General features: G+C 40.1%; 24 protein-coding genes, 4 tRNA genes and 1 pseudogene. 3 read left to right on the top strand and 26 right to left on the bottom strand.

Annotated elements, in window-relative coordinates:
* Positions 1 to 165: 165 nt before the first annotated feature.
* From rlmH to J7E66_RS00165, 14 genes are all read right to left on the bottom strand, one after another.
* Entirely contained in the window at positions 166 to 645 is a 480-nt protein-coding gene (rlmH, locus tag J7E66_RS00230; protein WP_214997475.1) for a 23S rRNA (pseudouridine(1915)-N(3))-methyltransferase RlmH, read from the bottom strand.
* 101 nt (positions 646 to 746) lie between these two features.
* Positions 747 to 905, bottom strand: a complete 159-nt coding sequence (locus J7E66_RS00225; RefSeq protein ID WP_214997474.1) for a CxxH/CxxC protein — start codon at positions 903 to 905, stop codon at positions 747 to 749.
* Between the two features lie 150 nt (positions 906 to 1,055).
* The gene (locus J7E66_RS00220) at positions 1,056 to 2,297 is read right to left on the bottom strand and encodes a S1C family serine protease (RefSeq protein ID WP_214997473.1); all 1,242 of its coding nucleotides are present in this window, start codon (positions 2,295 to 2,297) and stop codon (positions 1,056 to 1,058) included.
* A 280-nt stretch (positions 2,298 to 2,577) separates the two neighbouring features.
* Positions 2,578 to 3,372: an MBL fold metallo-hydrolase gene (locus J7E66_RS00215; protein ID WP_214997472.1), complete on the bottom strand. Its 795-nt coding sequence runs from the start codon at positions 3,370 to 3,372 to the stop codon at positions 2,578 to 2,580.
* A gap of 6 nt (positions 3,373 to 3,378) precedes the next feature.
* On the bottom strand, positions 3,379 to 4,179 hold the full coding sequence (locus J7E66_RS00210; RefSeq protein WP_214730824.1) for a two-component system regulatory protein YycI: 801 nt from the start codon (positions 4,177 to 4,179) through the stop codon (positions 3,379 to 3,381).
* Positions 4,166 to 5,488, bottom strand: coding sequence for a YycH family regulatory protein (locus J7E66_RS00205; RefSeq protein ID WP_214997471.1), 1,323 nt, complete (start codon positions 5,486 to 5,488; stop codon positions 4,166 to 4,168). The genes J7E66_RS00210 and J7E66_RS00205 overlap by 14 nt, the downstream gene beginning before the upstream one ends.
* Positions 5,485 to 7,311, bottom strand: a complete 1,827-nt coding sequence (gene walK / locus J7E66_RS00200; protein ID WP_214997470.1) for a cell wall metabolism sensor histidine kinase WalK — start codon at positions 7,309 to 7,311, stop codon at positions 5,485 to 5,487. The genes J7E66_RS00205 and walK overlap by 4 nt, the downstream gene beginning before the upstream one ends.
* A gap of 5 nt (positions 7,312 to 7,316) precedes the next feature.
* Positions 7,317 to 8,027: a response regulator YycF gene (gene yycF / locus J7E66_RS00195; protein ID WP_214997469.1), complete on the bottom strand. Its 711-nt coding sequence runs from the start codon at positions 8,025 to 8,027 to the stop codon at positions 7,317 to 7,319.
* 195 nt (positions 8,028 to 8,222) lie between these two features.
* On the bottom strand, positions 8,223 to 9,644 hold the full coding sequence (locus tag J7E66_RS00190; RefSeq protein WP_214997468.1) for a peptidoglycan DD-metalloendopeptidase family protein: 1,422 nt from the start codon (positions 9,642 to 9,644) through the stop codon (positions 8,223 to 8,225).
* A 393-nt stretch (positions 9,645 to 10,037) separates the two neighbouring features.
* A tRNA-Phe gene (locus tag J7E66_RS00185) sits at positions 10,038 to 10,110 on the bottom strand.
* A 7-nt stretch (positions 10,111 to 10,117) separates the two neighbouring features.
* Positions 10,118 to 10,194, bottom strand: a tRNA-Asp gene (locus tag J7E66_RS00180).
* Between the two features lie 65 nt (positions 10,195 to 10,259).
* A tRNA-Glu gene (locus tag J7E66_RS00175) sits at positions 10,260 to 10,331 on the bottom strand.
* A gap of 36 nt (positions 10,332 to 10,367) precedes the next feature.
* A tRNA-Lys gene (locus J7E66_RS00170) sits at positions 10,368 to 10,443 on the bottom strand.
* A gap of 151 nt (positions 10,444 to 10,594) precedes the next feature.
* Positions 10,595 to 11,887, bottom strand: a complete 1,293-nt coding sequence (locus J7E66_RS00165; protein WP_214997467.1) for an adenylosuccinate synthase — start codon at positions 11,885 to 11,887, stop codon at positions 10,595 to 10,597.
* 224 nt (positions 11,888 to 12,111) lie between these two features.
* On the opposite strand from J7E66_RS00165, the gene J7E66_RS00160 reads away from it, so the two are divergent.
* On the top strand, positions 12,112 to 12,375 hold the full coding sequence (locus J7E66_RS00160) for a nuclease-related domain-containing protein (protein ID WP_214997466.1): 264 nt from the start codon (positions 12,112 to 12,114) through the stop codon (positions 12,373 to 12,375).
* A 73-nt stretch (positions 12,376 to 12,448) separates the two neighbouring features.
* On the opposite strand, the gene dnaB is transcribed toward J7E66_RS00160, so the two are convergent.
* The 8 genes from dnaB to ychF all read right to left on the bottom strand — a co-directional run bounded on the left by dnaB (position 12,449) and on the right by ychF (position 19,929).
* Complete coding sequence (gene dnaB, locus J7E66_RS00155) at positions 12,449 to 13,804, bottom strand: replicative DNA helicase (protein WP_088084864.1); 1,356 nt, start codon at positions 13,802 to 13,804, stop codon at positions 12,449 to 12,451.
* A gap of 190 nt (positions 13,805 to 13,994) precedes the next feature.
* Complete coding sequence (gene rplI / locus J7E66_RS00150; protein ID WP_214997465.1) at positions 13,995 to 14,444, bottom strand: 50S ribosomal protein L9; 450 nt, start codon at positions 14,442 to 14,444, stop codon at positions 13,995 to 13,997.
* Positions 14,441 to 16,414: a DHH family phosphoesterase gene (locus J7E66_RS00145; protein ID WP_214997464.1), complete on the bottom strand. Its 1,974-nt coding sequence runs from the start codon at positions 16,412 to 16,414 to the stop codon at positions 14,441 to 14,443. Before J7E66_RS00145 ends, rplI begins: the two co-directional genes overlap by 4 nt.
* A 25-nt stretch (positions 16,415 to 16,439) precedes the next feature.
* Positions 16,440 to 17,384 carry a YybS family protein gene (locus J7E66_RS00140; RefSeq protein WP_214997463.1) on the bottom strand — a complete coding sequence of 315 codons (945 nt, stop codon included), beginning with the start codon at positions 17,382 to 17,384 and terminating at the stop codon, positions 16,440 to 16,442.
* Between the two features lie 123 nt (positions 17,385 to 17,507).
* Entirely contained in the window at positions 17,508 to 17,747 is a 240-nt protein-coding gene (gene rpsR / locus J7E66_RS00135; RefSeq protein WP_088084868.1) for a 30S ribosomal protein S18, read from the bottom strand.
* A 49-nt stretch (positions 17,748 to 17,796) separates the two neighbouring features.
* Positions 17,797 to 18,315 (bottom strand): single-stranded DNA-binding protein, encoded by a 519-nt coding sequence (gene ssb / locus J7E66_RS00130; RefSeq protein ID WP_168241417.1) that lies wholly within the window; start codon positions 18,313 to 18,315, stop codon positions 17,797 to 17,799.
* Between the two features lie 59 nt (positions 18,316 to 18,374).
* On the bottom strand, positions 18,375 to 18,662 hold the full coding sequence (rpsF, locus tag J7E66_RS00125; RefSeq protein ID WP_088084870.1) for a 30S ribosomal protein S6: 288 nt from the start codon (positions 18,660 to 18,662) through the stop codon (positions 18,375 to 18,377).
* A 166-nt stretch (positions 18,663 to 18,828) separates the two neighbouring features.
* Positions 18,829 to 19,929 (bottom strand): redox-regulated ATPase YchF, encoded by a 1,101-nt coding sequence (gene ychF, locus J7E66_RS00120; protein ID WP_214997462.1) that lies wholly within the window; start codon positions 19,927 to 19,929, stop codon positions 18,829 to 18,831.
* Positions 19,930 to 20,231: 302 nt separating this feature from the next.
* On the opposite strand from ychF, the pseudogene J7E66_RS00115 reads away from it, so the two are divergent.
* Positions 20,232 to 20,729 (top strand): annotated as a pseudogene (locus tag J7E66_RS00115) (N-acetylglucosaminidase); the annotation flags it as partial.
* Between the two features lie 51 nt (positions 20,730 to 20,780).
* Here the strand turns inward: J7E66_RS00115 and J7E66_RS00110 are convergent.
* The 3 genes from J7E66_RS00110 to J7E66_RS00100 all read right to left on the bottom strand — a co-directional run bounded on the left by J7E66_RS00110 (position 20,781) and on the right by J7E66_RS00100 (position 23,948).
* On the bottom strand, positions 20,781 to 22,787 hold the full coding sequence (locus J7E66_RS00110; protein ID WP_214997461.1) for a molybdopterin-dependent oxidoreductase: 2,007 nt from the start codon (positions 22,785 to 22,787) through the stop codon (positions 20,781 to 20,783).
* 82 nt (positions 22,788 to 22,869) lie between these two features.
* A complete protein-coding gene (locus J7E66_RS00105) occupies positions 22,870 to 23,067 on the bottom strand; it encodes a DUF951 domain-containing protein (protein ID WP_026568062.1) in 198 nt (65 codons plus the stop codon).
* 14 nt (positions 23,068 to 23,081) lie between these two features.
* Entirely contained in the window at positions 23,082 to 23,948 is an 867-nt protein-coding gene (locus tag J7E66_RS00100; protein WP_214997460.1) for a mechanosensitive ion channel family protein, read from the bottom strand.
* Between the two features lie 160 nt (positions 23,949 to 24,108).
* Between J7E66_RS00100 and yyaC the strand changes: the two genes are divergently transcribed.
* The gene (yyaC, locus tag J7E66_RS00095) at positions 24,109 to 24,729 is read left to right on the top strand and encodes a spore protease YyaC (RefSeq protein WP_214997459.1); all 621 of its coding nucleotides are present in this window, start codon (positions 24,109 to 24,111) and stop codon (positions 24,727 to 24,729) included.
* A gap of 45 nt (positions 24,730 to 24,774) precedes the next feature.
* Here yyaC and J7E66_RS00090 read toward each other — a convergent pair whose 3' ends face one another.
* Positions 24,775 to 25,491: a DUF554 domain-containing protein gene (locus J7E66_RS00090; protein WP_214997458.1), complete on the bottom strand. Its 717-nt coding sequence runs from the start codon at positions 25,489 to 25,491 to the stop codon at positions 24,775 to 24,777.
* Between the last annotated feature and the right edge of the window lie 12 nt (positions 25,492 to 25,503).

Raw genomic sequence — 25,503 nt, 5'->3', positions numbered from 1 at the left:
TCTCCCTTCTTCAAAAATCTCTCGGGTTTTCTAGGGCTGCCACAAAACATTATTGTGACAGCCCCTTTTTTTGTTGTATCAAGAAAAGAAACGTAATCAAGCACTATAATTGGGTGTTAGAAGTGATAGAATTCTATGCAAAAAATTTGAAATGTAAAACTGCCTCTATTTATGGTAAGGTTCCCCCCGATTAATCCGAAACGCTCTATATATCTGCTCAACGAGTATGAGCCTCATCAATTGGTGGGGGAAGGTCATCCGCGAAAAAGAAAGCTGCTCATTCGATCTTTTTATGACTTCCTCACTTAAGCCCAATGACCCGCCGATCACAAAGGCAATCTTACTTTTTCCATAGGTAGCTAGCTTGTCTAGTGAATCAGCAAGTTCCTCGGATGAGCTTAATTTCCCCTGAATCGCTAAGGCAATTACATATGTATCTTGGCTAATCTTTGCTAAAATTCTTTCGCCTTCTTTTTGCTTTACTTGCACCATTTCCAACTCACTTAATATTTCAGGTGCTTTTTCATCGGCAACTTCAATGACATCAACTTTTGCATAGGCAGTCAGTCGTTTTAAATACTCCTCAATACCCTGTTTTAAATATTTCTCTTTCAATTTACCAACCGTAACAATCGAGATATTCACAATCCACAACCCTTTTCAACTTGATTACAAACAGCTTACAAACAAGATATCCACAGAAGTTATCCACATATTCACAATTTTTATCCACATCTTGTATGGAATCATTTGTTCGCCACCATATATACAGCTTGTTTTTCACAATATTCACAGCCTGTTGATGACTTATCCACAGGGATTTGTGATAATACTGGATATGTTTGATATTGGTCCACAATATCATCTAAAGCAATCTCCACATGTTCCTCACAGCTATAAATCATTTTTCACTTCAACCTTTCTTACACTTCATAATTAATTTTATTGTTTACAGTAAACCGTTCTGTCATACGAACTGCCTCAATAACTAATACATCATAACACAAATAAAAACAGGAAAGTGAACGGTTCACTTTCCTGTTTTGCCTACGCTTTTATTGAGTTGTTTCTGCTGCTAATCTTAATGTCGTCTGCTTCAACTTACCTTCACGGTAATATTTAATCTCCAATTGATCGCCAATTTTCTTTTTCTGGTACAAATGTTTCCGAAGATCAATGACGTCGTTAATTTTTTGCCCATCCATCTCTACGATGACATCCAACTCTTGCAAGCCTGCTTGAGCGGCTGGCGAATTGGGTACGACTTGTCGTAAGGCTACACCATAATTGATTGATCGAGGCAATTTCAACGCTTCTTCTTGATAGTAGGCTGGAATTTCAGAGACTGATTTTAAATCCACTCCCATATATGGACGTTTAACCGTTCCAAACTTTTCAAGATCATCGATAATTGGCCGGGCTGAATTGATTGGGATGGATAATCCAATTCCTTCAACTGCATTTTGCGCAATTTTCATGGAGTTAATTCCAACCAACTGGCCGGTAATATTAATTAAGGCCCCGCCGCTGTTTCCTGGATTAATGGCCGCATCGGTTTGCAGTACTTCTGCATTCCAGTCGATTAATCCATCCTGATTAATATCAACCGGAATCGTCCGCTTAAGTCCAGAGATAATTCCTTGTGTGACCGACCCTGAAAAGGTTGCACCAAGCGGGTTCCCGATTGCAATAACGGGTTCACCCATTTTTAAACTATCGGAATCACCAAATTCAGCTACCTTTTTTATCTTGTCCGCATCGACCTCGAGGACAGCCAAATCAGTCCAGACATCACTGCCGAGCAGCTTAGCTGGGATCTTTGTCCCGTCGATCAAGCTTACTTCCAGCTTTGTCGCCCCTTCAACCACATGATGGTTTGTGACAACGAAAGCTTTACCCCCAACCTTCTTATAGACAACTCCAGAGCCTGTTCCAGCGGCTTCTTCCTCTGAATCGGCTTGATTATCTGACCAAAAGCTGGTGGACTGGATATTATTGATTCCGACAACCGCATCAGCTGCTTTTTCAACAGCCTTCGTTGTATTTGTGTTCACATCATAGGCAACCTGTTTATGGATGAAATTCTGATCATTATTATTGTTAGTTGATTCTACTGCATTGTTTTCATTTGTATCAATTTGGTAGGGGAGGAACCCACGATTGGATAAGGCTGGAATAGCAATGATTACTAAAATTGCACCAAGTATCGCACCAACTACGCTGGCTAGGAAAACTCCACCCCTGTTTCCTTTCTGTTCCCTGAAGCGGTTTTGTGAATGATCATCATAATAACCCACTTTACATCATTCCTCACTTTCCGAAAAGATAGCTATCGTTTATTTTGGCTTATAATTACAATTATACTCGTTCATCTATAAATTACTAAATAATTACCTTGTATTAATAAAAACTTACGACTTTGTTCATAGTTTTTTCATAAATAGGTTGGGTCATTGATTTGCGCTCCAGGCGCTTCGCTTTCCGCTCCAATCAACATAGTTATTAACCTCTAACACTGCCAATAAAAAAAGAATGAAGTGCCTTATGAAAAAGGTACTTCATTCTTTTATAAATGTACTATACAGCTGTTAAAGCTGTTGGTGTTTTCGGGTCTGTATCGTAAAGGCCAAATTGTTCGCCAACAATCAGCCCACGCTCCTGAAGGGTCTGTGTTACCGCCATTTTTGCTAAGTCCTTCATGTTATTATCCATGCTTAAATGGGCAAGATAAATTCGCTTAGTTTGATCGCCAACCACATCACTCATCGCAAAGGCTGCGTCCTCATTAGAAACGTGGCCCACATCACTTAAAATTCTTCGTTTAATATTCCATGGGTATCTGCCCATCCGAAGCATTTGAACATCATGGTTGGATTCAAAAATATACACATCTGCATTGGAGATGGTCCCCTTCATCCTGTCACTGACATAGCCTGTATCCGTGATTAAGACAAGTTTTTTTCCTCCATGATGAAAAACGTAAAACATAGGTTCTGCAGCATCATGTGATACCCCGAATGATTCAATATCAACAGCACCAAAGCTCTTCACTGTTTCCATATTGAAAACAAACTTTTGCTCCGTTGGAATCACGCCGACCGAGTGTTCCATCGCCCGCCAAGTTTTTTCATTCGCGTATACAGGCAACTGATATTTACGGGCGAGAACCCCAATTCCCTTAATATGGTCACTGTGCTCATGCGTGACAAATATTCCGGAAAGTTTACTAATATCACGGTCAATTTGTCCAAACAGTGCCTCCATTTGCTTACCGCTAAACCCAGCATCAACTAGAAACGAATGTTCATCAGACTCCACATAAAGGGCGTTCCCTGTACTCCCGCTTGCAAGAATGCTATAACTTAAAGACATGCTATTTCACTCCAATTTACTATTTTCATCGCTGTTAAATTGAATAATCTGCCCTTCAAATGCGTTCACAAACAGGCTCTCCTTACCATCGACCTCAAAGCGCCAAGTTGGTGCTAATACTTGTGAAGCAGCCAACTGGATGAGTGTGGAGTAGCCAAGCTCTACCCTGGTAATTTTACTCTTCGACTTCAACATCCCTTTCTGGTGCAAGGTTTCAATCGCCTTTAACGGCTTAAGAATTTCTTCTTTTGCTGTTAAAGTTTCCATTTCCTCCAGGAAGGTCTGTTCATAAGATACAATTTGATCAGCTTCATTCACTTTAAATGTGATCATCCCATTAATATTCTTAAACAACGGGAAATTCTCCGATCGTTGATAGTAAGTGATCGTTTGATCTTTGTTACTTTTCTCTCCAAATTGATAATCTTCTCCAAAAAGCACATTATCCGTTAAAAAGGTAGAAAGCTCTGCCGGTTCAAACTTATTAGTTAACTGCAGTGGTTTCTCTAATTTGGCATGGAGAGAGGTTGTCCCGATTCCGCTTAGAACAACAGTCTGTCCCTTAAGTTTTTTAATATCTTCTTGATTAAACATCTTAGGCTTTGCACTGAGGTATTGAGCCTTAATGGGATCCTTGGGAAGGTCCACAAATTTGATTTCATCCGCTTTCAGTTTTTCTTCAAACGAGGCCTCAGTAATCACCTCATATTTATTGGCATCACGGACTTTCATGAATTGAAATAAGAGATAAACATCTAAAATTAAGAACGTTATAATAAAAATTGTTTTAATCTTACTCCAATCCATGCTGCAATCCTCCTAGGTCTTCCATCGTAATCTGTCCCCATGTTTTATCATAGCGATAGAACCAGGCGGGTTCTAAAAGGATTAGCTTATTCTCATCTGAATCCCTTTCCATCCGATAGCCCAAGATCATTTCTTCAAGAAGACTTGGCTTAAAGTTCTTTTTGTTTTGTAAAAATTTCAGTGCATCATGCCCCGATGGGCGTGTGACCTTTTTCATTTCCGTTGTAAGGGGAAGCTCCAAAGAAATATTTGGCCGAATATATTGATTGATTTCATCTCGGCCCCAAACCTCACTAATTTCAGCAATCCCGTTTCCGTTAAAGACAGGATAGCCTTCGATGCTGTATAAACGAAAGGTTACGGAGTGATTAAGTTCATTTTTATCAACATAGCGATAAGGGTCTGTCCAGCCGCCATGTTCGTTCACAAAGTCAATACTCCGTTTGACTAAATCATAAGAGCTATTAACAAAATTCTCTTCCACGGTTGGATTGACATAGCGAAGGACGTTACTTTCAAAATTCAACGTCATTTTACTAGAATCGTTCGTATATTCCTCCCCTGAAGGGACGAAGCTTTTTTGCACAAAACTAGGGTCGTTGAAAAGTGCTTCTTTAAATTCCTCAGAATCAAGATTAACAGGCAAATATTTATAGGTTGTCATTTCTGTTTCAGTTTCTGGAAGGAAAATCGTCCGCCATTCAGAAGCTTCATAGGCGAAATGACGTGGGAACTGCGCTGCATTTTTATAAATATTACGATTGAATTCACTTAAATGAGCAGAAGAAATATGACTTATATATACTTGCTGATGTTCAGTGGAAACAAAATAAACAATCCCATTTTCCTTTTCTGAATTCTCAACATTGACAATGATTCGATTGAAGGTGAAAGAAGGTATTTTTTTACCCTCAATATTTAAGACACTGCGATATAACTCAATCGGGACTTCTCCTGGAAAAATAATTTCCGCATTGCCGCTGCCATGGATTAATTCCTTAATGTTTTTCACATCGTTTGTATATTTTTTTACATCAAAAAAGGCCCAACTGCTTAATTGTTTGAGAACCTTTTCGATCTCTTCTGTGTTATTGGTTCCATAATGCTGACCCTTAACGTGAAAAAACACCTGGTCAGGCCTGACGATCTTTTGGACCTCTTGTTTTTCACTTAAGGTGACTTCAGCTACCGTTTTACTCTTTTCCATCGTTTCGTAATTAGGCTGGTAGGTCCAAAGATTCCATGTTAAAAGAATACTAACCAGAACTAAAAAGGTTAAAATTCCTGATTTAATATTTTCGTATCTCATGACCATTCATCCTCTTCAGAACGTTCATATGGGAGTGAAAAGGAAATCTTTGTTCCTTTCCCTTCCTCACTTGTTGCCCAGATTGCCCCACCATGAGCATTAACCATTTCCTTTGCAATCGCCAGACCTAGGCCCGTACCGCCTAGTTTCCGAGTTCTCGCTTTATCGACACGATAAAAACGATCAAAAATCTTTCCAATATTCTCTTTCGGAATCCCCATGCCTTGGTCTGTTACGCTGACAATAATTTTATCGTCCATCTCTTTAATCGAAAATGTAACGTTTCCGCCTTCAGGTGAATACTTTAAGGCATTTGAAATAATATTGTATAAGACCTGTGTCATTTTATCTTCATCAATTTCAACAAATATCACATGATTCGGGAGTTTTCTTTTAAAGGTGACGTTTTGTTCCTTCGACATTTCAAACCTGTCAATGATGCGGTGGAAGAAGTCGACGAAGTTTACCCATTCGATTTTCAGCCTGTAATCCGTACTATCCATTTTTGAAAGCTGGAGCAAGTCATTGACCAAGCGAATCATTCTTTCTGTTTCGGTCCGCGTCACTTCTAAAAATTCCGGAGCAATCTCCTCATCCCGCCAGGCACCATCTGCAAGAGCTTCTAAATAACTCCTCATTGTCGTTAGCGGTGTCCTAAGTTCATGGGATACATTGGCGACAAACTCTCTTCGTTCGGCGTCAATTTTTTCTTGATCCGTGATATCATGCAAAACCGCAATTAATCCATTGACAAAGCCCGTGTCTTTTTGAATCACAGAGAAATTGGCACGCAGGAAATAACGCTCGGTTTTTGTACTGTAATCTAAGATGATTGAATCCTTTTCCTCCAATAAGTCTTCGAAGGAATTGGTATCATCTAAATCTAATAACGAGACAATTGGCTGGGTCAGCACTGTTTCACGTGAAACATTCAGCATTTCTGCCGCTGGTTCATTGATTAAAATAACCCGGCCTTTCCTGTCGGTAGCAATAACACCATCCGTCATATAGGACAAAACAGATGACAGCTTCCGACGTTCCCCTTCGGTCATGGCCTGTGCTTCCTGGAGCTTTTTCGTTAAATTATTAAACGTAACGGCCAGTGTCCCAATTTCATCATTGCCATATACTTTTACTTTCCTTGAAAAATTACCCTTGGTCATCGCTAAGGCCTGCTTCTTCATATCAGCAATCGGTCTTGTGATGGTTTGGGCTAATAATATCCCTAATATAGCTGTAATCGATAAGGCAATTGCTGTCCCTGTAGCAAAAATCCCATTAATAGTTTTCATCTGTTCAAAGACATTTTCTATTTTTGCGACAAGATAGATTGCACCAATTACTTTTTTACCAGACATAATTGGAGTAGAAAGGACCCAAATCCGATGGCCTGTTTGGGGGTCGATTAATATTGCGCTTTGATCCTCTTCTAAAACCATTGATTGTTTGATTCGGAGCTCTGTTGTCCTTTGTCCAACCACCCCTTGGTTACTGGGATGTGAGGTACCAAGAATTTTAAGAGACCTGTTTTCAATCACCCGAACTTCCGAAATATCACCTGCATCAAAGTCTCTGAGGATTTTTTTGATATCCTCTTCGAGTGTTGGATCTTCAGGCGTTCTCTCTTTCTCCATTTCCTGAACCAGATTGTAGGCAAGCAAATCAACCCGTTGCTTTATCGAAGTCTGGAAGTTTGTCCGTAATGTTTCTTCAAGCTGTTTGACAAAATAAACGCCGATAATTTGCATGGCTACTAAAATAAGGAGGACATAGATGATAACGAATTTTACGTTTATAGAGCGAAAGAAACCAACCTTTCTCATTCATCTTACTCCTGTTCAGGATTCCGCAAATAGTAACCAACTCCGCGGCGAGTAACAATCCACGTTGGATGACTCGGGCTGTCCTCAATTTTTTCCCGCAATCTTCTAACCGTTACATCAACGGTCCGCACGTCTCCGTAGTAATCGTAACCCCAAACCGTTTGCAGGAGGTGTTCCCTTGTCATCACTTGACCGATATGTTTAGCCAAATAGTAAAGCAATTCAAATTCACGGTGTGTAAGCTCGATTGTCTCACCGCGTTTTGAAACAACATAAGCATCAGGATGGATAATAAGTGAACCAATTTCAATTTCATTGGTTTCGTTCTCTTCATCTGGCTGCGTCAGAATTTGCTGGTGACGGCGCAAGTTAGCTTTTACGCGCGCAATCAATTCTCTTGTACTAAACGGTTTGGTTACATAATCATCCGCACCGAGTTCAAGACCTAAGACTTTGTCAATTTCAGAGTCTTTGGCAGTCAACATAATAATCGGCATTTCATACTTCTTGCGGACTTCACGGCAAACTTCCATCCCGTCTCGTAAAGGAAGCATAATATCTAAGAGGATTAAGTCAGGTTCGATTTCATCAACCAACTGGAGTGCTTCGTTTCCATCATAAGCACAATAGACAACATAACCTTCTTTTTTTAAGTTAAACTGTAAGATATCAGCAATTGGCTTTTCATCATCAACTACAAGAATTTTCTTTTCCATACCATATCTCCTTATCATTTAGTCGATCTAATCTATTTAACAAATGCTCTAGAAGTCATAACTATACTAGATTACTGTATCATGTTATTGGCATAAATTCACCTATAAGTACTATTTGGAAAGATCTGGGTCATGGTGCCAGACAATTCTCTAAGAATAAAGAAAAGCCTCTAGTGACAACTAGAGACTTACCTTTTACTTTAAATAGGAAAGTGGATTTACTAGGCTGCCATTCTTATACACTTCAAAATGCAAGTGTACACCTGTTGCATCTCCCGTAGCTCCCATTACACCTATACTAGTACCCTTTGAAACTGTCTGGCCTACCCTAACCTTGAGCGACGACATGTGTCCATAAAGGGTACGGTAACCATTTTGATGGTCAATGACAATTTTATTCCCATAACCGCCGCCCCAGCCAGCAGAAACAACGACGCCATTATCGGCTGCCTTTATTGTTCTGTTGCTTGGTCTGGCAATATCAATACCTTTGTGCATTCTGCCCCATCTAGGCCCTTGTTTACTGGATACATACCCACCTACAGTCGGCCAGGCAAAGTTTCCTTCCCCACGAGACGGAATGACTTTTGTTCCTTTGATAACAATCTGATTCACAGGCTGTTCAAGGACTGTCGCATTTGACTCCACTTTCTGCACTGCTACACCATTTTGTTCAGTAATTTTATAGTTAACAGACCGCGAGCCACTTTTACCCTCTTGTTTTACCTTTTTCTCACCTTTTAGCAAGGAAGAGTCTTCAACAACTGTATTTTTAAATGGAATTTCTTCCTTTTTATTTACTTCTTTATCAATAATCACTTCGATAAATGGTTTCGGAACGGTAATATTAATTTTTTCGCCAATCTTTAAGAGCGTATCCCCTTTTAGTCCCGGATTCACTGCTAAGATCTCCGCCAATGTCAAGTCGTGGTCTTGTGCAATCATTTCGAGCACATCGCCTTCTTTAATCACATATTTCTGTTCTTCTAATGTACCTTTTTGTAAAAAGGCAACTGCTTCTTCAGCTGACATCATTTTTTGTGGAACAATATTTTCTACTGAAAAGGAAACATTTTTTGATAATCGAACGTCTAATAGACGCGACTCATTTTCTTTTAATGCTGGTAATGTCGAATTGACGGAAGCTTTTCTGGCCTTAAGTTCGGTTAATTGATCCTCCGGCACGTATTGTTGGATTAGCTTCTTCATAACTTCTTCAGCTGTATTTTGATTATCTACGTAAACAACGGGCTTACCATCAATAATAATCGCAGAGGCCTCTGTTTGAAGTTGGAATATACTCTTAATAGTTCGGACTGTTTCTTGCTTCTTTGCAGCAGAAGGAAATACTTGATATGGAATGTTTTGCACCTGTTGATCGATTTTGTTGCTGTCATCGACTTTTGCAGCAATTATTTTATTTACAACAGCCTTATCTGCAATATTTCCAATATATGTACCATCCAGATATACGTCATAATCTTTGGTTGATTTTGATGTATCTGCAAAAGCAACCGGTCCGTTACTAAATGCAATCAGCGATGAAGCAATTGTAGTAGCAATCGTTATCTTAAGAAATAACTTTTTTGTTTTTGATACCTTATTGAAAAGCAGCATTTTTCCTCCCTAAACCACGGTAAAACCCTCTTAATCTAGTGTTTACCCACAAAAGAATTCCCCAGTATTTTAGACCTTCTATACTTTAACATAATTTTTTGTAAATAGATTAATAGTCTTTATACTGTAACAAAAATGTATAATTACTGACATTCACCTACATTTACGTGAAATATTCTAATTAGATTTCCGTGTTTTTCTTTTTAAAAAGCAGGGGAAAGTCCCTATTAAATAAGGGTTTTTCTAGTTCTGAAGGAGGAGGATATAATTATTACAATAATCGACAAAAACTCATGGTTCTTTTGTAAAAAAGAGGTGGTTTTATTACACTGGGATTACAATTTCAATTTTTAACTAAAAAAAGAAGCTTGCAAATGCAAACTTCTCTTTTTATGGCTCAGGACGGAATCGAACCGCCGACACAAGGATTTTCAGTCCTTTGCTCTACCGACTGAGCTACTGAGCCACTTATATGGCGGTCTGGACGGGACTCGAACCCGCGACCTCCTGCGTGACAGGCAGGCATTCTAACCAACTGAACTACCAGACCAATATTTAATTGATTGTCAGCAAGGAAACCGTCCTTGCCAGCCTCTTACTGACAATCAAAAGCCATGACCCCTACGGGACTCGAACCCGTGTTACCTCCGTGAAAGGGAGGTGTCTTAACCGCTTGACCAAGGGGCCATATATTGAAAGTTATTTTGCAAAAGCAAAAAACTTTGGTGAGCCATGAAGGACTCGAACCTTCGACCCTCTGATTAAAAGTCAGATGCTCTACCAACTGAGCTAATGGCTCGTACTAAAAAACGTTTCAAAAACTTTATCGTACTGTGACGACGCTTTTTATAATAGCACGGACTATCTACTCAACGCAATACTTTTTTTAAAAAAACTTTTTAAAAGATTTGAAGCCCTCTAATTAGAGGGCTCCATTAGTTAAGTAACAATTAAATTTGTCTCCATGGGCTGCGGACTACATTTGTTTGATTTCGATCTGGTCCAACAGAGAACGTAGTTAACGGAATTCCAGTAAGCTGTGTTACACGTTCCACGTAATGACGTGCATTTTCAGGTAATTCATCTAATGTTTTAACTCCAGTAATATCCTCACTCCAGCCAGGTAATTCTTCATAGACAGGTTCGCACTGTGATAAAACCTTTAAGCTAGCAGGATATTCTGTAATCAATTCATCTTTATAACGATATGCAGTACAAATCTTCAATGTCTCAAGACCCGATAGTACATCAATCGAGTTGAGGGACAGGTCGGTTAAGCCACTTACACGGCGAGCATGACGAACTACCACACTGTCAAACCAGCCAATTCGACGAGGACGCCCAGTTGTTGTGCCATATTCACGACCAACTTCGCGGATACGATCGCCGATTTCATCATTTAGTTCAGTAGGGAAAGGTCCATCACCAACACGAGAAGTGTATGCCTTACACACTCCAACCACATGAGTGATTTTAGATGGTCCGACACCAGACCCAATCGTTACACCGCCGGCTACTGGGTTAGATGAGGTCACGAATGGGTATGTACCTTGGTCAATATCAAGCATGACACCCTGTGCGCCTTCAAAAAGAACCCGTTTGCCTTCATCTAAGGCATCATTCAATACAACTGATGTATCACAAACATATTGTTTAATTTGCTGACCATATTCATAATACTCTTCTAGGATTTCTTCCTTCGTAAATCCTGTAGTCTCATAAATACGTTCGAACAAACGATTTTTCTCTTGTAAATTACGATCAAGCTTTTCTTCAAATACATCGTGTTCGAGCAGGTCAGCGATTCTAATCCCCACACGGGCTGCCTTATCCATATAGGCAGGTCCAATCCCTTTTTTAGTCGTTCCAATTTTATTAGCGCCCTTACTTTCCTCTTCCACTGCATCTAGTTTTAAATGATATGGAAGGATGACATGGGCACGGTTACTGATACGAAGATTATCGGTTGTAACGCCCTTTTCATGTAAGTAGGCAAGTTCGGTTACAAGTGCCTTTGGATCAACAACCATACCATTACCAATTACACAAATTTTTTCCTTATAAAATATTCCTGATGGAATTAGATGTAATTTGTATGTTTCTCCATTGAACTTAATGGTGTGGCCTGCATTATTTCCTCCCTGGTAACGGGCAATTGCCTCGGCATTTTCTGAAAGGAAATCGGTAATTTTACCCTTTCCTTCATCTCCCCATTGCGTCCCAACCACTACTACTGATGACATATAAGGCACCTCCAAATTAAATACGATTTTCTTTTTTCCATACACAAGTTTACCAACTTTCATGGCTAAAAGCAAACAAAACACGAACGTTTTATATATGGGTATATTATTATGTTCGTAAAATATTAATTTAGGAATCTATCAAAATCGCATCCTGCAGATTTAGATATTTCTCAAATAAAATAGAATTATAGTTTCGTAAAATAATGATAAGGAAGTGAAATATGATTATTAAACATCGGCAAGAGCAATCGGAAATAATAATTTTAAGATCATTAAATGTTCGAATGAGTTTATCAGATAAGGAAATAACTAACTATTTAAGTCTTAAAAAAGGATACGAAGGGGAGCAAAAGAGTGATGTCTGGTTAGAAGGGCTTTCCGAGGATTGGCTTATTATCCATGATTTATTACTTGAGTATAACAATTCTAAATTTCAAATTGATACCTTACTTATTTCGCAGGACACCATTTACCCCATTATCTAAGCCTCCACGACCAATATTCGCTGTTAATCTACACACAAAAAAGGCTAGCCAAAAAAACTTGGCTAGCCTTAATCTATGCACCCGGCGGATCATTATACCGTGTCTCGAGGTTAACGAACTTATTATATTCCTTAACAAAGGCTAACGACACTGTTCCGGTCGGGCCGTTACGCTGCTTGGCAATAATGATCTCGATAATATTCTTATTCTCTGATTCTTTATCATAGTAGTCATCACGATACAAGAACGCCACGATATCGGCATCCTGCTCAATACTTCCGGATTCACGGATATCGGACATCATCGGGCGTTTATCTTGACGCTGCTCGACACCACGGGAGAGCTGAGAAAGAGCAATAACAGGAACCTTCAATTCACGTGCTAATTGCTTTAGGGAACGTGAAATCTCAGAAACTTCCTGCTGACGGTTTTCACCAGATCGTCCGCTTCCTAAGATCAGCTGCAAGTAATCAATTAAAATCATGCCTAAACCATGCTCCTGCTGGAGACGGCGGCATTTGGAACGGATGTCACTGATACGGACCCCTGGAGTATCATCGATAAAAATCCCTGAACTCGACAAGCTGCCCATCGCCATCGTCAGCTTACCCCAGTCTTCATCCGTCAGGGAACCTGTACGAAGTCTTTGCGCATCGATATTTCCCTCAGAACAAAGCATACGCATAACCAGCTGTTCGGCACCCATCTCCAGACTAAAAATCGCGACATTTTCATTCGTTTTCGTCGCCACATTGGCTGCAATATTCAAGGCAAACGCTGTTTTACCCACGGAAGGACGGGCACCAACAATAATTAAGTCATTACGCTGGAATCCAGCTGTCATTCGGTCCAGTTCCGCAAATCCTGTTGAAATACCCGTAATGTCCCCAACACGGTTATGCATTTCCTCAATATTGTCATACGTACGCACAAGTACATCCTTGATATTATGGAAAGCACCGGCATTCTTTCGCTGCGCCACTTCCATAATACTTTTCTCCGCTTCACTTAAGAGAGCTTCCACTTCATCTTCGCGGGAATATCCATCCGAAGCAATGCTTGTTGCGGTACGAATTAATCTTCTAAGTAATGACTTTTCTTCTACTATTCTTGCATAATACTCAATATTTGCTGCTGTCGGAACAGAGGCAGCCAATTCCCCTAAATAACTAACCCCGCCTGTATCTTCAATCAGTTTGGCAGCTGAAAGCTCCTCAGTTACCGTAACTAAGTCAACTGCTTTCCCTTGATCATTTAGACTAAGCATGACATTAAATATTTTTTGGTGGGAAGCACGATAAAAATCCTCAGGAATTAATATTTCTGAAGCTAAAATCAAAGAGGCAGGTTCTAAAAAAATCGCCCCTAACACAGCCTGTTCGGCCTCTATATTTTGCGGCGGCATCCTGTCCGCATATAAGTCATTCATCTATCAAAAACCTCCTATCATGAAGAGGATGATTTATATAAAAATAGCATAAGCTCAGCAATTATCAAAGTTCTAAACTATCATATCCTATCCAAAAAAGAAAAAAGTGACCAGTTAAGACCGATCACATGGCGTTGATTACATTTTATATTCTATCATGTTCCGCAGCGATTTCGCACTGGGAAAATTTTTATTTTACTTCGGTAACAGAAACGGTTAACGTTGCGACGACTTCATGATGGAGCTTCACCGGAACCTTTGTGTGGCCAAGCGTACGAATCGCATCCGCTAATTCCATTTTGCGTTTATCGATTTTAATACCATGTTTCTTTTGTAATTCTTCAGCAATCTGCTTCGTGGTAATCGAGCCAAATAAGCGGCCGCCTTCACCAGCTTTAGCAGTTAATTCCACCGTAATTTGATCCAATACCTCTTTTAATTTTTGTGCTTCCGCTAATTCTTCAGCTGCTTCTTTTTCTTCCTTCTTCTTAAGTGCATCCAGCGTACTGATATTCGCGTTATTGGCTTCCTTTGCTAAACCTTGTTTAATTAAAAAGTTATGGGCATAACCATCAGCTACATTCTTGACTTCGCCCTTTTTCCCTTTACCTTTCACGTCTTTTAAGAAAATTACTTTCATTCTTTTTTCACTCCTTCTAAATATTCATCAATTGCTAGCTTTAATTTACTTTCCGTTTCTGCGATCGATAAGCCACTCAGCTGTGTGGCGGCGTTAGTCAGGTGCCCTCCGCCTTTTAAGGCTTCCATAATTACTTGGACATTGATGTTTCCGAGTGACCTTGCACTGATGCCAATGACCCCTTCGCTGCGCTCGGAGATAACAAAGGAAGCAAGCACTCCGTCCATTGTTAACAATGTATCCGCTGCTTGGGCAATAATCACTTGGTCATTAAAGTCATTTGAAGTTCCTTTTGCAATGGCAATCCCATCGCGGTAAAAGGTAACAGACTCAATTAACTTGGCGCGTTTGATATATGTATCAACATCTTCTTTTAAAAACTTTTGAACGAGGATCGTATCAGCTCCATGTGCTCTTAGATAGGAGGCAGCATCAAACGTTCTTGAGCCTGTTCGTAACGTAAAACTTTTTGTATCGACGATGATTCCTGCTAACAGGGCGGTCGCTTCAATCATTTCAATTTTACCCCGTTTTGGCTGATATTCAAGAAACTCAGTCACAAGTTCTGATGTCGATGAAGCATAAGGTTCCATGTAAACAAGTAAAGGATTAGCAATAAAATCCTCACCGCGACGATGATGGTCAATCACAACGACATGATCAATTTTATTAAGAAGCCGTTCTTCCATGACCATGGAAGGTTTATGGGTATCGACGACGACGAGCAGGGTTTTATCAGATGCGATTTCAAGCGCCTCTTCTGGACCTATAAAATGTGAAAATAATTGCTCTTGATTGCGGATTTCCGACATGAGCCGTTTGACAGCATTGTCGATTTCCTGCATGTTAACAACGATATAAGCATCTTTCTGATTCATTTGGGCTACTTTATAAATGCCAATGCTAGCGCCAATTGAATCCATATCCGGATGTTTATGGCCCATGATGATCACTTTATCACTTGCCATAATTAAATCCCTTAAGGCATGCGAAATGACTCGTGCTCTAACTCTGGTTCTCTTTTCGATTGGATTGGTTTTACCGCCATAGAACTTCACCTTGCCACTTGCCAGTTTAATGGCCACTTGGTCGCCGCCTCTGCCTAAGGCTAAGTCCAAGCTGGATTGGGCTAAAACCCCCAATTCTGGCAGGGAAGAAACGCCTGTTCCGACGCCAATACTTAAGGTAAACGAGACGTTTTGTTTGGAAGTCATTTCTCTTACCTCATCAAGAATCGTAAATTTACCTTTTTCCAACTTCTGAAGTATTCCTTCACTAAACACGGCCATAAATCGTTCAGATGAAATTCTTTTTAAAAAGATCCCATTATCCTGTGCCCATTTATTCAGGATTGACGTCACCAAATTATTGATGCTGCCACGCATCTGGTCATCCATCCCTTGGGTAAGATCATCATAATTGTCTAAAAAGATGATTGAAATGACAGTTCGGTCATTTTGATACATTTTTTCGATTTCCTTTTGTTCCGTCACATCGAAAAAGTATAAAAGCCGTTCTTCCCGTCTATGAATCACACGGAATTTTCGTTCATGGAGCGTAATGATTTCTGTCTCTACTTCCTGTTTAATTAACGGAATCAGCGTATCTGCGACATCATAAAGTGATCTTCCGACCAAGGTATCCTCATCGAAACAAGAGGCTAGAAATGGATTTGTCCATTCGATATAATACTCATCATTAATAAGCATAATCCCTATTGGCATTTCCATCAATGCTTCTTCGCCCACTCTTTTAACCCGGTAAGAAAGGGTCGCGATATACTCTTCCATTTCTTTTCTTTGGCGGCGGTCAACAACAAACATATAGTAGAGCGGGAAGAGCATGATAAACAGCCCGGCTGCACTAATGGTCCAATTATAGAAGGACAGGGCAATGGTCAATACCACTGTAACGCCTATTAACCCATAAAAAGGGTAACGAATCGACCGCTTTTCTAAAAATGCAGGCAATATTTTCAGCTCCTAGTCGTAAATCTTACTCTTTCATTTCAAATCGCTTTCGAAAATCAAAGCCTAAATCAGTAATGCCTAATAACATTATTATATAACGGACTATTGGAATCATGAAAGTAAGAATTACAACTAACACAGCAAGTCCCTTTGCAACCGACTTTTGGTGGAAAATAAAAAATAAAAGAGCCAGACCCTGAAGCATGATAAATGTCTCTAATATGTACCTGGCGTTAATTAAAACAGAATATAAGTAAGTTCCCTCTTGCGGATGAAAGAGCAGCATTATCCCTAAGGCAATTAAATAATACCATAAAAGGCTTTTTGGCAGGACAAGATTGCGAAAACTGCCCCATGGCTGTACGTTCACCCCAAACCTCTTTGCAATTGGAAAGCAAATCCATTGAGTAATAAAAGAGGAAAGGATGGAAGCGAAAATCAGAGCACTTGGTGCAAGCGTTACGATTTGCTTAAGCATTAAGGCATTTTGCTCTTTTAAGAGTTCAACTTGGTCTTCTCTTCCCATTGCTTTAAGCATTGCCTCAGAGCTTTTAACTGATTCATTTAACGCTACAGTAAGTTCATGGATAATATCGATTTTCATAAAAGCAACCATGACAACATATGAAATCACAAGGCCAGCCATAAATGTAAGGGAACTAGCTATTAATATGAACGTCCGGCTCTTGCCCTTTTGGAGCAGATAGCCAATAACGGCACCTACCGAACCATAAATCAACATTAAGCCAACACCCATTAAAGAGCCTGCAATAAATGCAATAAATATGGCCGCTACTAAAAAGGCGGCAATCAGTTTCAGATTATTTTTAACAGAAAACATGATAAATGGCAGCGGCAGTACCAGGTTTAGGATTGATCCAACGACAGGAACATAAATCGTTATTAATAATAGCGCAGCAAAGGCCGCCAAAAGAACAGCACCCTCTGTAAGCTTGCGTACATCTTTCACTACTTCACCCCTAATTTTACAAAGCTATTCTTTATTTTAGCGATATAAGGTGTTCTATTCAACTCTAGAGTATAACAAAAAGGCAGCAGGGATAACCCTAACTGCCTTTTTACTTATCTATTTTTATTCACCTGCAACAAATGGAAGTAATGCCATTTGACGTGAACGTTTGATTGCAACTGTTAATTTACGTTGGTATTTAGCGCTAGTACCAGTTACACGACGTGGTAAAATCTTTCCACGCTCAGAGATAAATTTCTTAAGTAAATCCACATCTTTATAATCGATGCGAGAGATACCGTTTGCTGTGAAATAACATACTTTACGGCGTTTTGCGCGACCGCCTTTACGTCCTCCTGCCATGAAAATTCCCTCCTTTATCAATTTTAGTTTATCGTTCATTTAAGGTTGTTTAGAATGGAAGGTCGTCATCGGAAATATCAATTTGACCATTACCTGCAAACGGATCCTCGTCCATTCTTTGGAAACCTTTATTCGTGTTTTGGTTTTGACGTTGTTGATTCTGATTGCCGCCGCCATAAGGATTCCCTTGAGGTTCCCTTGGTGGAGCACCGAATTGATTGTTGTCGTTTCTACCATTGCCGCCTGAAGAACCCCTAGGTTCAAGAAATTGAACATTATCTGCCACAATCTCAGTAAAATACTGACGTTTTCCATCCTGCTCGTAAGTACGAACTTGAATTCGACCATCAACACCTGCCAAGCTGCCCTTTTTCAAGAAGTTGGCAACATTTTCAGCAGCCTTACGCCAAACTACACAGTTAAGAAAGTCTGCTTCACGTTCCCCTTGGGGATTTGAAAATTGACGATTTACTGCAAGAGTAAATGTAGCAACCGCAATGCCATTTGGTGTATATTTCAGTTCAGGGTCTTTGGTTAAACGGCCAACAAGAACAACACGATTTATCATCAGAATCAACTCCTTTTTTTTCAGAAAATGTTTCACATGAAACATTTTCAAATCTATTATTAAGCTTCTTCTCTAATTACTAGATGGCGAATGATATCTTCGCTGATTTTTGCAAGACGAGAAAATTCTTGTACTGCAGCAGCTGAAGATGTTGTTTTAGTGATTTCGTAGTATCCGTCGCGGAAATCGTTGATTTCATATGCTAAACGACGCTTACCCCAATCCTTTGTTTCAGCAGTTTCCGCACCGTTATCAAGAAGAATTGTATTAAAACGCTCTACAAGAGCCTTTTTAGCTTCATCTTCAATATTTGGGCGGATGATGTACATGATTTCGTACTTATTCATCACAGTCACCTCCTTTTGGTCTAAACGGCCCATTTGGGCAAGGAGCAATTATTCATTACTCACAAGTTGAAATTATAGCATAGTTATTTAACAAAAGCAATCTCATTCACAGGATTGAGATTTTTCCAATAAAAAAAGCTCTGCAAATTCTGCAGAGCTTGAAATATTATACGTTGAAACGGAAATGGATGACGTCGCCGTCTTTTACTTCATATTCTTTTCCTTCTAAACGGACCTTGCCCGCTTCTTTTGCTGAGGTATGACTGCCAGCGGCTAATAAATCTTCATAAGAAACGGTTTCGGCGCGAATAAAGCCGCGTTCAAAATCAGAGTGAATAACTCCTGCACATTGCGGTGCCTTCATTCCTTTTCTGAAGGTCCAGGCTCGAACTTCTTGAACACCTGCTGTGAAATAAGTCGCTAGGCCAAGCAAGTGATAGGCCGCACGGATTAATTGGTCAAGGCCGGATTCTTCAATGCCTAACTCCGATAGGAACATTTGCTTTTCTTCACCTTCGAGTTCAGCAATTTCCTCTTCAATCTTTGCACAAATCACGATCACTTCTGCATTATCTGCAGCAGCAAATTCGCGGACCTTTTGAACATATTCATTGTCAGAAGGATCGGCAATATCATCTTCACTCACGTTGGCCACATAAAGAACAGGCTTGATTGTTAACAGATGCAGTCCTTTAACAAGTTTCATTTGTTCTTCCGTAAAATCAACGGTACGAGCTGGTTTCTCTGCTTCAAACGCATCACGAAGCATGGAGAGGACTTCGAATTCAGCCGCTGCTTCCTTATCTTTTTGCTTAGCCAATTTTTCAACACGGTTAATCCGCTTTTCAACCGATTCCATGTCAGCAAGAATTAACTCCAAGTTAATGACTTCAATATCATCGATTGGATCGACTTTACCAGATACATGGGTAATGTTATCGTCTGCAAAACAGCGGACTACTTGGCAAATCGCATCCACTTGACGAATATGTGAGAGGAACTTATTTCCGAGTCCTTCACCTTTACTTGCACCTTTAACAATCCCGGCAATATCGGTAAATTCAAAAGCGGTGGGAACCGTCTTTTTTGGTTGAACAAGTTCAGTTAATTTTTGCAGACGGGCGTCAGGTACTTCAACGATTCCGACGTTCGGGTCAATCGTACAGAAAGGGTAATTGGCCGATTCTGCCCCTGCCTGGGTAATTGCGTTAAATAAAGTAGACTTACCAACGTTCGGCAAACCTACGATACCAGCTGTTAATGCCATTTATTTCACTCCTCAAAAAAATAAGATCTATTTTAAATAAAATTAGTTCTGATAATAAAAAGACAAGTCTTTCACAATTATAGGCATTTCAATGTAAAAAGACAAGAATGATTAATGGTAACAACAATTAAAGAAAGCAGGTACGAAGATTTGGTTTTATGCCAATAAATGCTAAATAAAGATAAAAAGAGATCGAAATTTCAAACTAATTCTCCCTCTTTCTACAAATTTTCCTATATTATTTGGTAAATATGGTAAAATTTAATACAAACTTTACTTGATAGTTTTACTAGAATAATAGATTAAATGAAAGAATTCTGTCTGGAAAAGGTAGTTTGCAAGGATTAGCATCCACCTTTATCAAGGCTGGAAATACATATGGAATGAATGAACTTTACTTAATATCCCATGCTTTATTAGAAACAAATAAAGGTAAATCACAACTGGCTCAAGGCGTCCAAATTAATGGAAAAACTGTTTATAATATGTTCGGAATTGGTGCTTATGATCAAACTGCGGTCACCAGCGGGGCCCAATTTGCTTATAATGCTGGTTGGTTTACTCCTGAGAAGGCTATTCTCGGCGGTGCTCAATTTATTTCCAACGGATATATTAACGCAGGGCAGGATACCCTCTATAAAATGAGATGGAATCCAGGTTCAACAGTAACAAGCGATCGTGCAACACATCATTATGCGTCAGATATCGGCTGGGCTGCCAAGCAAGTCCACCAAATATACAATTTATATAATTTAATAGATTCTTATAAACTAGTACTAGAGATCCCGAAATATAAATAAGTCTAGTTATGAGAAAGGGGGCCTCTCTGCAGCCCCCTTTTCTCATATAAATTAATGGACCTTTTCAATATTCACGAGACAATCATATAAGGTGCTCCCAAGACCATTATCAGATGCACCGCTCGAGGTCAGGTGATTAACAGACCCACCAAACTGCATCCAAATTCCTTCATCGATATTAATGGTGTTCGGATGGGCAGCCGCTGCTATCGAAATATAGCCCTTTACTTCCCCGCGGTCATTCCAGACCCTTACAAAATCATCCTTTTGCAAACCGAGAACATCAGCAATATTTTGGGCAACCTCCATCTTCACTTTTGGTGTCACTGGGTAAAGGTGATAGTTCTGCGAGTGATTGGAGCGCATCGGATGAATGGTCAGCAGACTGTATGGATATTTTTCAGCAAGCTTCGGATTTTCCCATTTAGACTCTGCGGGTACAGCTAAGGTTAACCGTCCATCGCTGCCGTTACGTTGACCTAACTGTGCCGTGAATTCAAACTTTCCGGATGGTGTTTTAAACTTTCGGTCCTGCCATGGGATGGCGAGTACCGGCAATTCTAATGTATGCTTATCCATTAAAGTTTCTAGAGATGCACCCTTTTCTTCTAATGCTTGAAAGGCCATCCTTAGGAATTGCTGTCTTGTAAAACCAAATTCCTCACCAAAGCCAAGTCTTTTCGCTAATTCAGTCCAGATCCATAAATCCGGTTTGGCTTCACCCGGTGCTTCTACAAGCTTAGGGCCATAATTCACATAATGATGATACATCGAAGAATAATAAATATCCTCTTCCTCAAAGGCAGTTGTAGTCGGCAACACATAATCGGCAAGCTGTGCGGTGTCCGTCATAAATTGCTCAATCACTACCAGCGTCGCTACGGAAGAGAAGGCTTTTTCAACCACTTGGGTGTCAGGCACCTGGGTCAAGGGATTCCCACACGTCACTACAATCATCTGAATTTCTGGGTCTATTGCCTTTAACACTTCTTCTGCCTGCTTCATAATTGAAAATTGGCGCAGCTTTTGTTTGCGAGTTGGCAGGGTCAACTCTTCAAACACGAAGCTCTGCCCAACTTGAAGGTTGGCATAATTGGCGCCGCCGCCCGCAATGCCAATATTCCCGCTGCATGCAACAAGGGCATCAATGAAGCGAATCGTATTGCCGCCATTTTTATAGCGTTGTAAGCCAAGCCCCATAAAGGTAGAAGTTGGTTTGTCCGCATATACATGAGCTAATTTAGTGATCACTTCACAAGGGACTTCCGTCATTTCACTAATTTTTTCGATCGAGATGCTGTTAAGGAGCTGTTCAACCTCATCAAAGCCAGCGGTAAATTGCTCAATAAAGCTGCGGTCTTCTACTCCTAAACGGAGCATTTCCTTGATAATTCCCGCCGCTAATAGTCCGTCCATCCCAGGTTTAATCGATATATAGTCATCGGCAATTTTCGCCGTTGCATTAAAGATAGGGTCAATAACCACTAGTTTCGCGCCACGTTTTTTCGTTTCTAAAAGCTTTTCGTAAAAGTGCATATTTGTCCGGGCGACATTTCGTCCCCAGACAATAATATTTTTACTGTTATAAAGATCATCTGGTTTGTGGCTGTAAGCATCTCCAAAATCCCATTTTTGTGCTTCAATTCCAGCTCCCCAGCAGAGCGAGCCGTAAAGCTCAGTCACACCGCCATAGCAATTAAAGAAACGCTGGTCGAGGTTTTTCAATAAGCCATTATTCGCGTAGTCATGGCTGTGTAAAACAGCGGTAGAACCGTACTGTTCTTTTATTTGTTTTAATTTATCAGCAATCTCATTGAGTGCCTGTTCCCAGGAAATTTGCACAAATTGACCGTTTATCTTTTTTAATGGATGCAACAACCGTTGCGAGGAGTTTGTCCTTGTTTCGAGCATCCGTCCCCGACCGCAAATTTTCCCTTGTGTGATTGGATGGGAGGGATCTCCTTCTACTTTAGTGACCCGGTCATTTTCGACTGTTACATTAAAGCCGCAGCTATCCCAGCAATTTAACGGACATGCTGCCTGATGTATTTGTGCCAATTTCCTCACCCCCTATGTCAAAATTCTATTTCTACTTTTCTAATAAGAATAATATAATTTGGCAAAAAAAAGAAGCATAAGACTACTCCTCATGCTTCACCAAAATTTTCTTCATTTTCCTTGAAAATTCTCTCCTTGGTATGAGGACACTGTGACCACAGCCCTCACATTTGATCCGAACGTCCATCCCCATGCGGATCACCTTCCAACGATTTGTTCCACAGGGATGCTGTTTCTTCATCTCGACAACATCATTTAAGGCAAATTCTTTTTCTTCCATTGCAAAATCTCCCCTTATTTAGGTTGTTCAGACCCATACATGACCACTCTTGGATTTGGAGCTTTAATGCCATTCTCGTCTAATTGAAGCTTGATATCCCTGCGAATATTTCGAGAAACGGCCGCTTGCTTCATTGGCTGTGTTTCTGCGACAACCCGTAATACAACCTCGGTTGCACCCATTGTTTGAATCCCTAATAGCTCAGGGGCTTTAACTAACTCTTCATATTGGGCAGGCATAAACTGAATGGTATCCTCAATTACCTTTTCCGCCTTCGCTATGTCCTCACCATAGGCGATGGCAATATCAACAACGGCGATACTATTATTTATAGAGAAATTGGTTACTTCGATGATACTGCCATTTGGTAAAATATGCAGTTCCCCGGTCCAGCTTTTAATTTTTGTGGTTCTTAGTCCTATAGTTTCGACATTACCTTCATATTGTCCTATGCGAACATGATCACCGACTGAAAATTGATCCTCAAAAATAATAAAAAAGCCAGAAATGATATCCTTCACTAAACTTTGTGCACCAAAACCGACGGCTAAACCTACAACCCCAGCCCCAGCAATCAGTGCTTTTACATCAATTCCTAACACAGAAAGGATCATCATAAAGGCGATAAAATAAACCACATAAGAAAGGACATTATCCAGGAGCCTTGAGAGCGTTTCTTCACGCCGATCTGATGTATTAAGTGGAGAGAGGTTTCTAATTTTAAAAATGTTATGGATCATCAATTTTCCAATTCGAATCAAGATATTGGTAATGATTAAAATCACAAGGATTTTTAGAAGGGCTTCCCCCATATTCAACCATGTATCTTCATTTTGAAATTTATCGATTAATCTTTGCATTCCCTTTTGTGTAAGACTCATTCAGACACCATCCTCTAATAACTTCATATTCCACATCTATTTTAGCAATTATTCTGTGCAGTTAATAGCATAATGAATTTTCCTTTTTCTCCCCAGTCCATGTATAGATTTACTGAAAATTCCGTATACTAATAAGACTTAAGGGTGAGGGAGTGACTTAATGAATCTGAAGACCAGTTTTTTTGACAGGAGGGCTAAGATGCGAATCAGCCACGATGATTTGCATGCGGCTGAAAATCTAGCCGAAGAGTTACTTGCTATGATTCCCAGTCTGACAAACCGCTCAATTGTCTTTGTATGTATTGGTACCGACCGCTCCACAGGGGATTCATTAGGACCACTTGTTGGGACACTGCTGGAAGAAAAGGGTATGAGGTCGTTTTATGTGTACGGAACATTAGATGAACCGATTCATGCCGTCAATCTTTCTGAAAAACTAAAGGAAATCCATGCAAAACATGATGACCCCTATATTATTGGGATTGATGCTTGTTTGGGCAGGACTAAAAATGTCGGAGTCATTCAATTAGGAAAAGGTCCTGTCAAACCAGGAGCCGGAGTAAACAAAGAACTTCCAGAGGTCGGAGATATACATATCACCGGCATCGTCAATGTCAGCGGGTTTATGGAGTTTTTTGTTTTACAAAACACCCGCTTAAATCTTGTCATGAGAATGGCAAAAACGATTGCCAATGGGATCCATCAAGCAAGCCTGTTATACCCTAAACAAACCTGGACGGAATTAAACTTAAATTGGCTCGAAGAAGAGAAAACAAATTAAAAGAGCAAACGGTGTTATATCCGATTGCTCTTTTATTTCCATTGATTATAAATAGTGATGATAATTATAAAGAATAGTTACGATCAGTCCCGTTACGACAATGCCAGGCAGCAGATTGGCTACTTTAATTTTCACCATTCCGGTTAAATTTAGGCCAATCGCAAAAATCATGATCCCACCCGTGGACGTCATTTCAACAATAAACTGATCCATTAATGCTTGGGGAACAAACCGGTCAATCTGGGTAGCAAACAGGGCAATCACCCCTTCATAAAGGACAACCGGAATCGCAGAAAAAATAACGCCTATCCCTAAAGTTGTCGTTAAGATTAACGCAGTAAATCCATCGATCAATGATTTGGTGTACAAAACAGCATGATCACCGCGGATGCCGCTATCAAGTGCACCAATAATCGCCATCGCCCCAATCACGAAGATGAGTGTAGCAGTGACAAACCCTTCTGAGATACTCCCTTTTCCATTGTTAGAGCCGACTTTCTGCTCAAGCCATATACCTAAGTCATTTAATTTATCCTCCAATTTGAGAGCCTCGCCGGCTACAGCTCCAACCACCAAACTAATAATAACAATGAGAAAGTTTTCACTCTTCAAGCCCATTTGCAACCCTAAAACCATGACGGACAACCCGATGGCATACATGACTGTAACCTTCATTCCTTCTGGGATGCGATTTAACAACTTCCCAAGAAGCGTTCCAATGACTATTAACAGCCCATTTACAAGTGTTCCTAATAAAAACATCCTATTTCACCT

The organism is Bacillus sp. ISL-7, assembly GCF_018613065.1.
The sequence above is the reverse complement of the archived record's forward strand: the minus strand, read 5'-3'. Positions and strand labels throughout refer to the sequence as shown.